Source organism: Leifsonia sp. GW821-FHT13C09 (genome assembly GCF_058806435.1).
Genome location: NZ_JBXAPS010000004.1, coordinates 48,733 through 61,554, shown reverse-complemented (window position 1 = coordinate 61,554; position 12,822 = coordinate 48,733). Strand labels below are relative to the sequence as shown.

Sequence of the window (12,822 nt, the reverse complement as noted above, 5' to 3'; positions counted from 1 at the left end):
GTCCCCTGTCAGATCAGGCACTCGGGTGCGACCACGATCGTCGGCACCCGGATGGCGAGGATCAGTGCGTGGCTCGCCGAGCCGAGCATCCAGCGGCCGAATCCGCGTGCCTGCTCGGTTCCGACGACGAGCAGGGCCGCGTCATCGAGCCGTGCGAGGATCGCGTTCCGCGGATCGTCCCGGACGAGGTCGGCGGTCACGGTGAGGTCTGGATTGGCTGCGCGCACCGTTCGGGCGACCGACTGGAGGATGGCGTCGTGCTCCTCCTCCAGGTCGACGGCGAAGCGGCCGTCGGGCTGCTGCACCTCGGGGATCCCGACGAGAGGTTCCAGCCAGGCGTGTACGACCCGCAGCTCGCCGCCGAGCCGTCTCGCTTCCCGCGCGGCGAACCGCGCAGCCTTCAGCGAGACTTCCGACCCGTCGACCCCCACCACGACCGTCTTGCGTCGACGGTCCGGGAGCGCCGGGATGATCGCCAGTGCGCCGATGACGACCGCCGCCAGTTGTGCCCCCAGGGACCAGTCGTAGCGCACGAGCGGCCAGTGCCGCTCCCCGGTGCCCACGACGACGAGAGTGTCGGGCCGAGTGAAGCGGCGAAGCTCTTCCCGGCGGTCACCCGCCATCACATGAGTGCTGATGCTCAGGAACCCGTTGGCGTCGGAGACGCGCTGCGCCTTCGCGTCCGCGGCCAGGTGCCTGCGCGCGACGAGCTCGGGTGTGATGACCTGACCGGGCGCAAGTGCGGCGGGATCCTCGATATCGACCAGCAGGATTCCGTCGCGCTCGGCCCTGGCGCGCTCCACCGCCCACGCGAGCGCCACGTCGGACTCCTCGGATCCGTCCCATCCCACGATCGTCCTGTCGGTCATGAGGCTCCTCCCTTCGGCGGCCGCACCACCAGGACGGGGCAGGCGGCTTGGGTGGTGCAGTACAGGCTGACCGACCCGAGGAACGGCGACGCCAGTTCGCTCCCGCCGCGGCTGCCGACGACCAGCAGTGCCGCGTCCCGCGACGCCTCCACCAGCACCGTGCCGGGGTGTCCCGGCTCCGCGCGGAGCGTCAGCCACTCGGGACGCTCGTCCCCGAGCTCCGCGCGGACCACGTCCTCCACGATCCCGTATGCGACGACCTTGGGCGACCGCTCGGGATCGGGGAAGTACGCGTTGTACATCGAGGTCGACGCCGGCCACGCCATCACGACATCGAGCCGGGCGTCGAGGGCCCGCGCCAGCCTCAGGGCCTCGTGGAACGCCCGGCGGGACTGCTCGGACCCGTCGACACCGCACACGACCGGCGGCGAGGCCATCTTGGATGCATGCATGCGCTCACTCCGCTGTCGCACGAGCCGCGGCCCGGGTCTCCCGAGCGGAAGACCGAGCCGTCGGGGTTCTGGCGGCCCTCTCCGCGCCCGCGATGCGATCCACGGTCCGCAGGAGACTGTCCGGGTTGAGAGAGATCGAGTCGATGCCCTGCGCGACCAGGAACTCGGCGAACTCCGGGTGATCGCTCGGCCCCTGCCCGCAGATGCCGATCTTGATGTTCGCCTCGTGCGCCCGGCGGATCGCCTCGGCGATCATCCACTCGACCGCGGGGTCCCGTTCATCGAACAGCGCGGCGAGCTGCGCCGAGTCGCGATCCACTCCGAGGGTGAGCTGGGTGAGGTCGTTCGACCCGATCGAGAACCCGTCGAAGCGGGACGCGAACTCGACCGCGCGGATCACGTTCGACGGGATCTCGCACATCATGTAGACCTGCAACCCGTTCTCACCGCGCACGAGGCCGTTGCGCGCCATCTCGGCCAGCACCCGGTCCGCCTCTTCCGGCGTGCGGCAGAACGGCACCATCACGATGATGTTCCCGAAGCCGATCCGCTCCCGCGCGCGCTTCAGCGCCCGGCACTCGAGCGCGAAGGCCTCGCGGTACTCGGGAGCGTAGTAGCGCGACGCCCCACGGAACCCGAGCATCGGGTTCTCCTCCGGCAGCTCGAAGGCCTCGCCTCCGACGAGGTGGGCGTATTCGTTCGCCTTGAAGTCGCTCAGCCGGACGATCACGTCGTGCGGATGGTAGGGCGCCGCCAGCTTGGCGAGCCCCCGCGCCAACGTCTCGACGAAGAACTCGGCGGGGTCGTCGAATCCCGCCGTCAGCTCGCGGATGCGCCGGCGATCGCTGCCGTCCGTCACCCGCTCGGGATGGACGAGCGCCATCGGATGCACCGTGATGAGGTTGTTGATGATGAACTCCATCCGGGCGAGCCCCACGCCGGCCGCCGGGAGCCGCCACCAGCGGAACGCGGACGCGGGACTCGCGACGTTCACCATCACCTTCGTGCGGGTGGCTGGCACCTCGGTCAGGTCGATGTCGGTGCTCTCGAAGCTCAGGATCCCATCGTAGACGTGGCCCACGTCGCCTTCCGCGCACGACAGCGTCACCGCCTGACCGTCGGCGATGGCCTCGGTCGCCGTGCGGGTGCCCACGACTGCGGGGATGCCGAGCTCCCGGCTCACGATCGCCGCGTGGCTGGTGGAGCCGCCGTGGTCGGTGATGATCCCCGAGGCGCGGGTCATGACCGACACCCAGTCCGGATCCGTCATCTCGGCCACCAGCACCGCTCCGTCCCGGAATTCCCCGATCTGCGCGGGGTCGCGGATGACGCACGCCGTCCCCGAGGCGATCGAGTCGCCGATCGCCGCTCCGGAGAGGAGCAGCCGGCCGGTCCCGGTCAGATGGTGCTCGGTGAACCGGGTTCCGCTCCTGCCCGCCTGCACGGTCTCTGGTCGGGCCTGGACCAGGAACATGGCTCCGGTTACGCCGTCGCGGGCCCACTCCATGTCCATCGGACGGCCGTAGTGGTTCTCCACCAGTACCGCCCAGCGCGCCAGTCCGAGGATCTCCTCGTCGTCCAGCACGAACGCCCGGCGCTGCTGAGCCGGAGTGTCGGCGATGCGGGTGCGCTTCGTGCCGCCCCGGCTGTAGACCATCATCCGGGCCTTCGCGCCCAGCGTCCGCTCGATGATCGGAGCAGTCCCCGGCTGATCGAGCAGCGGCTTGAACACCAGATAGCGGTCGGGCTCCACCTCGCCCTGCACCACCAGCTCCCCCAGCCCCCACGCGGCGCTGATCACGACGACCCGCGGGAATCCGGTCTCCGTGTCGATGGAGAACATGACGCCGGACCCGCCCCGATCGGAGCGGACCATCTGCTGCACGCCGATCGAGAGGGCGACGTCGAGGTGGCCGAAACCCTTGACCTCCCGATAGCTGATCGCCCGATCGGTGAAGAGCGACGCATAGCAGCGGCGGCACGCGGCCAGCAGGTCGCGCTCCCCCACGACATTGAGGAACGTCTCCTGAGCGCCGGCGAAGCTCGCATCGGGCAGGTCCTCCGCCGTGGCGCTGCTGCGGACCGCGACCGCCGGCGCCGAGGTGCCCACTCGGTCGGCGAGCCTGCCGTAGCCCGCCGTGATCGCGGCAGCGATCTCCGACGGGAACTCCCCGGCCAGGAACAGCTCCCGAAGCGCTTCTCCGGTCTCGCGCAGCGTCGCTGCTCCCTCGCGGTAGCGCTCCAGCAGGCCCCGCATCGACTCCTCGATGCCGTTGGCCTCGACGAACGCACGATAGGCGGCGGCCGTGGTGGCGAAACCGTCCGGCACCCGGATCCCCTCGGCCGTGAGGGAGCGCATCATCTCGCCGAGCGAGGCGTTCTTCCCGCCGACCTGCGGGACGTCGCGCATTCCGACATCCTCGAACCACACGACGTAGTCATCCATGAGTTCGTCCCTCCCACGTGGCCGGGACACTCCTCGTCGACCGGTCCGCCGCTCACGCTACGTTCGCGATCCACCCCGGCTATAGGGCCATTGGGCCCGCCTCGGGCGAGAGCCCGAGCTCGAGCCGTTCGACCTCCTCGCGGTGACAGAGCTCCGAGGCAGGGGTCGTGACCGCCGCCGTGCCTGCCGCGACCGCTGTGCGGAAGGCGTCGCGGACGGAACGGCCCTGGGAGAGACGGAGCACGAAGCCCGCGAGGAAGCTGTCACCGGCGCCCACGCTGCTGACCGCGTCGACGGCCGGAGCAGTGAGCCGGTAGGTCTCGTCGCGCGACGCGAGCACAGCCCCCTCGGCTCCAAGGGTGAGGGCGACGTACTCGGCCGCCCCGTCGGCGATCAGGGCGGAGGCGGCCTCCACCCTGCTCTGCGCGCTGTCCAGCGACGCCCCGACGTGCGCCTCCAGCTCCCGCCGGCTCGGCGTCACCAGGAACGTCCCTTCGGCGAGCGCCGCCGCGAGGGCGGGTCCCGTCGAGTCGACCACGCAGCGGGCGCCGGCGTCCCGCGCGAGCCTGACCACCCGTGCGTAGAAGTCGTCGGGCACTCCCGGGGGCAGGCTCCCGCTGGCGACGAGGTAGCCGCCGGGCGCGACGGTCTGCGAGATGTAGTCCAGGCACGATCTCCACTCGGCTTCGCTCAGCCGCGGGCCGGCGAGGACGAAGCGGTACTGCGCTCCGTCCGACGTGTCGTCGACCGTGAAGCTCTCCCGGGTGCTCCCCTCGATCGGGATGACCACGCTCGGCACCCGCTCGGCCTCGACGAGGCGGCGATACGCCTCCCCGATCGGGCCGCCCGCGGTGTACAGGGCCAGCGTGCGTCCGCCGAGGCGCCGCACCACGCGTGACACGTTGACACCGCCGCCGCCGGGCGCCAACCGGCTCGTGCTGCAGCGCAGTTTGTGCTCGGCGACGACCTCGGCGGTCGACGTGCTGATGTCGAGCGCCGGGTTCACCGTCACGGTGAGGATCTGGGCCGGGGCGCTGGAGGAGTCCATATCGATCGAGCTTTCACCGTCCGGGCCCCCGGACGCAGGGTCGAAGGTCACGCGGAAGTCCTGGGCCGTAAGACCCTTCCCCGCTATCCGGGCACGCGCTTCACTGAGCCCATGGCAGCCGACGACCTCCGCTCCCCCGGCCCATGACGACCGTTCCCGGCGGGACGCCCCGCCGTCGCTCCTGGGTCCTCTGGCTGTTGTCGGCCTTCGCGCTGATCGGTGTGGGGGTCGCCGTGTTCCTTCCGGGGGCGCTGGGCGCCCCCACGACGACGCTCACCTACACGGCCTTCGTCACCGACGTGCAGAAGCACAAGGTGTCGACCGCGACGATCGACGCCGACGGCACCGTGAGCGGAACGCTGACCTCAGGTGATGCGTATGAGACGGTGATCCCGCTCCCGCTCGCGGGACAGCCGGTGCTGGCGTCGCTCCGGTCGGCCGACGTCACGGTGACGTTCGTCCCGGCGAGCACCGGCTCGTTCTGGTCGAGCCTCGGGACGTGGCTGCTCATCCTGGCGCCGATCGTGCTCGTGTGGTGGTTCATGGCGAGGATGGCGCGGCGGGCCGGGGCCTCCGGCGGGATCTTCGGCGTCACCAAGTCCTCGGCGAAGCTGTTCACGCCGTCAGCGAGGACGACGACCTTCGCGGACGTCGCCGGGTACGACGGGGTGAAGGCCGAGGTCTCCGAGATCGTCGACTTCCTGCGCAACCCCGAGCGCTACCGCAGGCTGGGAGCCGAGGCGCCGCGGGGCGTGCTGCTCGTCGGACCTCCCGGCACCGGCAAGACCCTTCTCGCCCGCGCCGTGGCCGGGGAGGCCCAGGTCGACTTCTTCTCCGTCGACGGCTCCGGCTTCGTCGAGCTGTTCGTCGGTGTGGGAGCCTCCCGGGTGCGCGACCTCTTCCAGACGGTCCGCGCGAACGCGCCGGCCATCCTCTTCATCGATGAGATCGACGCGATCGGGCAACGACGTTCGAGCGCCAGCTCGTACGCGTCGAACGACGAGCGCGAGCAGACGCTCAACCAGTTGCTGGCCGAGATGGACGGCTTCGAGACCTCCTCCGGCGTTGTCGTGCTCGCGGCGACCAACCGTCCGGATGTCCTGGACGCTGCGCTGCTGCGACCCGGACGGTTCGACCGCCATATCACCGTCCCGCTCCCGAACGCCGCCGAGCGCACCGCGATCCTGGCGGTGCACTGCCACGGAAAGCCGCTGGACCCGGCCATCGACCTGGAGGCGATCGCGCGCGGGACGCCCGGTTTCTCCGGCGCCGACCTCGCCAACCTCGCCAATGAAGCGGCGATCGAGGCCGTGCGCGCCGGCCGGGAGCGCATCGTGGGTTCGGACTTCACGGCCGCGCGCGACCGGTTGATCCTGGGACGCCGGGAGAGCTCCAGCGTCCTGCTCGTCGAGGAGAAGAGGCAGGTCGCCGTGCACGAGTGCGGCCACGCCGTCGTGGCCGCACTGAGCGAGCACGCCGACCCCGTCGACAAGATCACGATCCTCCCCGCGGGCGACACCCTCGGCGCCACCGAGCAGCTCCCGCTCGCCGAGCACCACCTCCAGGGGGAGCGCGCCCTCCTCGACCGTCTCGCCGTCGCGCTGGGCGGCCGCGCCGCCGAGCTGATCGTGTACGGCGAGGGCTCGACGGGAGCCGCGTCGGACCTCGCCGCCGCCACAGCCCTGGCGACACGCATCGTGCGGGACTTCGGCCTGTCGCCCGCGCTCGGCCCGGTCGGCTACCCGACGGGCGAGGACGCCGCCGAGAGCGGCGCGACGCTGAACCGCCCGTACTCCGAAGAGACCCAGCGCGCCGTCGACACCGAGGTCGCGCGGCTCGTGCGGGAGGCCGAGGCCAGGGCGACCGACCTCCTCTCCCGCAACCGCGACGCTCTCGACACGCTCGTCGCCCGGCTGTTCGACGCCGAGACGCTCGACGGAGCGGTCGTGTACGAGCTCCTCGGGAAGCCCGTCCCGGTGCGCGTCCCCGAGCTGGTCGCCCAGCTCAGCCCCGCCGAGTCCCGGCGCGAGCTGCCCGGCGTCGCGCGAGCCAGCGCGACAGCTCGTCGGCTCCCCAGACGATGACGGGGCACGGCACCAGCAGGGCGACGACCCATCCGGGGAGTGCGGCCGTGCCGAACACCGACTGCAACGGCGGCAGATAGCACAGCGCGGCGGCGAACAGCAGCTCCGCCCCGATCGCGGCCAGAAGGGGACGGTTGGAGAAGACGCCGAGGGCGCGCAGCGAGGTGCGCTCGGTCCGCGCCGCGAACGCGGTGCCGACCTGGCAGGCGACGATGGTGGCGAAGGTGGCCGTGGTCGCCTGGAGGTAGAGCGGATGCAGCGCATCGCCGGGGCCGACCGGCGCTCCTGGAGTCCAGCCGCCCGCAGCGAGGACGGCGAAGTAGACCGCGAGCGCGAGCACCGCCGAGATGCTCCCCATGAGCGCCCAGGCCCGGAACAGCAGCCGCCGCGTGATGAGCTGCTCCGATCGCGGTCGCGGACGCCGGGACATCAGGTCGGGCTCCCCGCGCTCGCGGCCCAGCGCGAGCGCGGGGAGGATCTCGGTGCCGAGGTCGATCGCGAGGATCTGGAGCACCGTCAGCGGGAGCGGGATGAGGCCGCCCGACAGCGCGAACAGCACGAACGGGACGACCTCCGGAACCGCGTGGACGAAGATGTAGAGAACGAACTTGCGCAGGTTGTCGTACGCCCGCCTGCCTTCGCGCACGGCGGTGACGATGGTCGCGAAGTTGTCGTCGGTGAGGATCATCGCGGCGGCCTCCCTGGCCACGTCCGTGCCCGATCGCCCCATCGCCACACCGATGTCGGCGCGGTGCAATGCAGGCGCGTCGTTCACTCCGTCCCCTGTCATCGCGACGATCTGGCCCTCGTGCTGCAACGCTTCGGCGATGCGCAGCTTGCCCTCTGGCGTGCTCCGGGAGAAGACGATCTCGCCCGGCTCTGCGAGGAGCCGGTCGAGCTCTGGCTCGGACAGCGCGTCGGCGTCGGGCCCGGCGACCACCCGGTCCGCGGCGATCCCCACCTGCCGGGCGATCTCGGTCGCCGTCCTGCCGTTGTCGCCTGTCACGACGTGGATGGTGATCCCGGCACTGTGACAGGCGTCGACCGACGCGGCGACCTCGGGACGTGGCGGGTCGAGGAGCGCGACGAGCCCCAGCAGGCACAGCTCGGACTCGGCCGACGCCGCATCCGCCGGCACCTCTTCCGTGCTCTTCGCCGCGAGCGCGAGGACCCGGAGGCCACGGCGGGCGAAGCCGTCGACGGCCGCGGTCGCCGCCTCGCGTGCCGACTCCGACATCGGCTCGACCCCGCCCGCGCCGCCGATCGACGCGCAGAGCGGAAGCAGCCCCTCCGGTGCGCCCTTGACGGCGACGACGAGCGCGCCGGAACGGCGGCTCACGACACTCATGCGCTTGCGCTCCGGGTCGAACGGGAACGTCGTGACGCGCGGCGCCATGTCGATCCCCGCCTCCGAGGCCGCGTCGCGCAGCGCCGCCTCCATCGGATCGGACGTGCGCTCGAGCTGGTTGCAGTCCGCCATCACCTCGGCCAGTGCGGTGAGCGCGCCACCGCGCTCCGCGGGATCGTGGTCGCCGTCCACCGTCCACAGCCGGTTCACCCGCATCGCGTTCTGGGTCAGCGTCCCCGTCTTGTCCGTGCAGATCACCGTCGTCGACCCGAGCGTCTCGACGGCGGACAGCTGCTTGACCAGGGCGCCCTTGCGCGCCAGCACCCGCACCCCGACGGCGAGCGCGAGGGTGATCGTCGGGAGCAGCCCTTCCGGCACATTCGCGACCAGCAGGCCGATGGCGAACACGGCGGCGTCCGGAAGGCTCAAGCCGGCGACCAGACCGAGCGGGAGGAACAACGCGCCGACGCCGACGGCGACGGCGGCGATGAGCCATGTGGAGCGGCGGACCTGGCGTTCGAGCGGGCTCGCGACCGGCGCCCCACGCCGGGACAGCGCCGCGATCCGGCCGAGCTCCGTGGCGGCCCCGGTCGCGAAGACGACCGCTCTGGCGTCCCCGGACGTGCACTCGGCGCCGGAGAACACCGCGTCGGGCGCGTCGACCAGCCGCTCGGCCGTGTCCGCTCCGCCCGCCTCTCTGATCACGGGGGCCGACTCCCCGGTCAGCGCGGACAGGTCGACCTCGACACTGCCGCGGAGCAACCTCGCATCGGCCGAGACGCGGTCCCCTTCCGAGATCACGAGCACGTCGCCGGTGACCAGCTCTGTGGCCGGGATGGTCGTGACGGAGCCGTCCCGCACGACGCGGGCCTGGAGTGGGAGGTAACGCGACAGCGCTTCGACCGCCTTCTCGGCCTGGTGCTCCTGAAGGAACGCCACCAGCGCGTTGATGACGATGACCACGAGGATCGCCCACGTGAGCACGGGCGTGCCGGACACATAAGCCAGAACGGCCGCCACCCACAGCAGGAGCGCGAGCGGATGGGTGAACTGACGCAGGATCTGCCGAGGCCAGCCCGCACGACGGGCACGCGGAAGCACATTCGGCCCCTGGACGGCCAGGCGCCGAGCCGCCTCCCTGCTTCCCAAGCCGTCGGCGCTGGTGCGGAGATCCCTCAGCAGCAGTTCGACCGGTTCGCGCGTCGGCCGCTCCTCCTGCAGCACAGGCTCACTCCTTCCCGACCACCGCGATCCATCCAGTCAGCGACGGCCCGTCGGCCACAGGGGCTTTCGGCCCATCGTCCGATCGATCGCACTCACAGGACCTTCGCCTCCCCCAGCAGCTCCGTACCGCGTTAAGGTGCGGGTGCCGATGACGACGAGCGATCGGAGGACGGATGGAACCGCTGCTCCCGTTCCCGGTGTCGGCGGCCGTTCTCGACATGGACGGCGTGGTCACGGACACGCGCGAGGCCCACCTGCGGGCCTGGACACTGCTCTTCGACGCGGAGCTGGGACGGATCGGCGCCGACGCACGCCCCTTCACGCCGGTCGACTACGAGCGCTACGTCGACGGCAGGAGCCGGGAGGACGGCATCCGGACACTGCTCGCGGCGCGCGGCGTTCAGAGCGCCGGGGTGACGCAGGAGCTCGTCGCCCGGCTGGCCGCTCGCAAGCAGGAGCTCTTCACCGAGGAGTTGCGCCGCAACGGCGTCTCCCTCCTCCCGGGCGCTCGCGAACTGCTCGAGGCATTGCGGGCCGCGGGGGTGAAGACAGCGCTGGCGACCGCGAGCAGGAACGCGCGCGACATCGTGGCGCGCATCGGGATCGAGCCTCTTCTGGACGCGCTGGTGGACGGGACGGACGCCGCGGATCTGGACCTGCCGTCGAAGCCCGCTCCTGCACTGTTCGTCGAGGCCTGCCGACGCCTCGGCGCGTCCCCCTCGCGAACCCTCCTCATCGAGGACTCCGAGGCCGGCATCGAGGCCGCCGCCGCGGCCGGCTTCATCCTGACGGTCGGCGTCGGCGCGGACCCACGCCGGGCGGCCGGGCTGCGACGCTCCGGCGCCGACACCGTCGTGTCCGGTCTCGACGCCCTCGAGGTCGCACCGACCGGAGTCGTCGGCCGGAGCGGGCCGCCCGACGAATGGGTGCTCCGCTTCGACGGCTACGACCGGGAGGCGGAGACCACCAGGGAAAGCCTCTGCACCGTCGCGAACGGTTACTGGGGGACCCGGGGTTCCGCGGAGGAAGCCACGGCCGGCGAGCGGAATCGTCCCGGCACCTATCTGGCGACCGTCTACGACGCGGTGGACGACGGGACCGTACCCGCGGAGGAGATCGTGAACGCCCCCGACTGGCTGCGCCTCGACCTGCGGCCCGAGGGCGGCGAGCGGTTCAGCGCGGACCGGGCCGACCTGCTCGGCTTCTGGCAGGACCTCGACGTCCGCCAAGGCGTCCTTCGGCGGACCGCCACGTACCGCGACGACGCCGGCCGGGAGACGACGGTTCGCTTCCGCAGGTTCCTCTCGCAGGCCGACCCGCACGTCGGCGCCGTGGAGGCGACGATCATCGCGCGCAACTGGTCGGGCACGATGACCGTCCGCAGCGGGATCGACACCGAGGTCCGCAACACTTCCACCGACACGGCGAGCACGGATCGGAACCGTCGCGGCAGACGGCATCTCCTGATCAGGGAACATCGCCCCGTCTCCCCCGACATCGTTCTCGTCGGGGTGGAGACGCGCTCCTCCCGAGTGCAGATCGCGATGGCGCAGCGCACTCGCGTCTACCGGGCCGGCGAACCGGTCCCGTCGCGTCCGGCGTTCGCACAGGAGAAGGGACTGGTCTTCCACGAGTTCTCCCTCGACCTCGAGGAGGGGGAGCCGGTCGTCGTCGAGAAGGTCGTCGGCGTCAGCACATCGCGAGATCGTGCCACCGGGTCCCCCTCCGCCGCAGCGACCGCCACGGCAGGACGTGCTCCACGCTTCTCCGCGCTGCTCGCCGACCACGCACGCGAGTGGGACGGGCTCTGGTCGGCGTTCGCCGTCGCGATCGTGCCGGCCGGCGGCCACAGCCTCGCCGTGAACGTCAACACGTTCCATGTGCTGCAGACGCTCACCCGCGCCGACGAGGACCTCGACGCAGGAGTCCCCGCACGCGGTCTGCACGGCGAGGCTTACGGGGGCCATGTCTTCTGGGATGAGCTGTTCGTCTACCCGCTCCTCACTCTGCGCCGTCCGTCGCTGAGCCGCTCCCTGCTCCGCTACCGGCATCGCCGGCTGCCTCAGGCCCGCCGGGCGGCTGCGGACGCGGGGCTGGACGGCGCGATGTTCCCCTGGCAGAGCGCGACCACCGGGGAGGATGTCACACCCGACCGCCTGCTCAACCCGCTCACCGGTCGATGGATCCCCGATCACTCGCACCTGCAGAGACACGTCGGACTCGGCATCGCCTACAGTGCGTGGCAGTTCTACCAGACGACCGGAGACATCGACTACCTCGCCGAGGAAGGCGCGGACCTCATCGTCGAGGTCGCCCGGTTCTTCGCCTCGCTCGCGATCTGGAACGAGGACACCGGCCGGTACTCGATCCGCGGGGTAATGGGCCCCGACGAGTTCCACGACGGGCCGCCGGGCGAACCAGGCGCCGGGCTCACGGACAACGTCTACACGAACGTCATGACGGCCTGGGTCCTGCGTCGCGCAGCGGACACCGTGGCGCTGGTCGCGGCGCTGCCCGACCCCGCCTGGGCCGGATCATTGGCCGTCTCTCCCGAAGAGCTCCAGCGCTGGGCGCGGATCGCCGGGCACCTGCGCATCGTCTTCAACGCGGACGGGACCCTCTCCCAGTTCGACGGCTACGACGCGCTGGCCCCGCTGGACCTCGCACAGTTCCGGGAGCGGTATCCGACCTTGGGGCGGCTGGACCTCGTTCTGGACGCGCAAGGCGACACGGTGAATCGGTACCAGGCGTCGAAGCAGCCGGATTCGCTCATGCTGCTCTATCTGCTCTCTGCCGAGGAGCTCCGCGAGCTCCTCGCGCACATGAGCTATGCGCTCGACGCCGAGACGATCGTGCGGACGGTCGAGCGCTACTCCCGGTCGTCGACGTACGGTTCGACGCTCTCCAACGTCGTGCATTCGTGGCTGGAAGCCCGGCGCGACCGCTCCCGGTCGTGGGAGTTCCTCGAACGCGCCCTCCTCAGCGACCTGGCCGACATCCAGGGCGGGACGACCCGCTACGGTGTCCATCTGGCGGCGATGGCGGGGTCGGTCGACTTGCTGATGCGCTGCTACACCGGGCTCGAGACACGCGCCGACACGCTGTGGTTCCACCCGCTGCTGCCTGCGGAGCTCGAGTCACTGACCTTCATCATCATCTACCGCTCGCACCGGCTGACGGTCTCGATCAGCCACACCTCCATCCGACTCGAATCGGCGCCCGGCGAGGCCGATCCGATCCAGGTGATCGTCGAAGGCCGGCGGGACGTCCTGCACACCGGGCAGTCACGCAGCTTCGACCTGTGATCGGGTCAGCCGAGCCTCGCAGGACTAACGGCCCCCTCCGGCGCAC

At 71.2% G+C, this 12,822-nt stretch carries 7 protein-coding genes; 2 read left to right on the top strand and 5 right to left on the bottom strand.

Annotation, left to right across the window (positions count from 1 at the left end):
* Positions 1-8 precede the first annotated feature (8 nt).
* From AC1ROW_RS13975 to AC1ROW_RS13960, 4 genes are all read right to left on the bottom strand, one after another.
* Positions 9-869 (bottom strand): universal stress protein, encoded by an 861-nt coding sequence (locus AC1ROW_RS13975; protein ID WP_493019521.1) that lies wholly within the window; start codon positions 867-869, stop codon positions 9-11.
* Positions 866-1,321, bottom strand: coding sequence for a universal stress protein (locus AC1ROW_RS13970; protein WP_493019520.1), 456 nt, complete (start codon positions 1,319-1,321; stop codon positions 866-868). The genes AC1ROW_RS13975 and AC1ROW_RS13970 overlap by 4 nt, the downstream gene beginning before the upstream one ends.
* A 4-nt stretch (positions 1,322-1,325) precedes the next feature.
* Positions 1,326-3,767 (bottom strand): phosphoenolpyruvate synthase, encoded by a 2,442-nt coding sequence (gene ppsA / locus AC1ROW_RS13965; RefSeq protein ID WP_493019519.1) that lies wholly within the window; start codon positions 3,765-3,767, stop codon positions 1,326-1,328.
* A gap of 79 nt (positions 3,768-3,846) precedes the next feature.
* Complete coding sequence (locus AC1ROW_RS13960) at positions 3,847-4,866, bottom strand: 1-phosphofructokinase family hexose kinase (protein WP_493019518.1); 1,020 nt, start codon at positions 4,864-4,866, stop codon at positions 3,847-3,849.
* A gap of 92 nt (positions 4,867-4,958) precedes the next feature.
* Here AC1ROW_RS13960 and ftsH point away from each other — a divergent pair, with 92 nt between their 5' ends.
* A complete protein-coding gene (gene ftsH / locus AC1ROW_RS13955) occupies positions 4,959-6,899 on the top strand; it encodes an ATP-dependent zinc metalloprotease FtsH (protein ID WP_493019517.1) in 1,941 nt (646 codons plus the stop codon).
* On the opposite strand, the gene AC1ROW_RS13950 is transcribed toward ftsH, so the two are convergent.
* Positions 6,820-9,471: a cation-translocating P-type ATPase gene (locus AC1ROW_RS13950; protein WP_493019516.1), complete on the bottom strand. Its 2,652-nt coding sequence runs from the start codon at positions 9,469-9,471 to the stop codon at positions 6,820-6,822. The genes ftsH and AC1ROW_RS13950 overlap by 80 nt on opposite strands.
* A gap of 173 nt (positions 9,472-9,644) precedes the next feature.
* On the opposite strand from AC1ROW_RS13950, the gene AC1ROW_RS13945 reads away from it, so the two are divergent.
* Positions 9,645-12,776 (top strand): HAD-IA family hydrolase, encoded by a 3,132-nt coding sequence (locus tag AC1ROW_RS13945; protein WP_493019515.1) that lies wholly within the window; start codon positions 9,645-9,647, stop codon positions 12,774-12,776.
* The last annotated feature ends 46 nt before the right edge of the window (positions 12,777-12,822 follow it).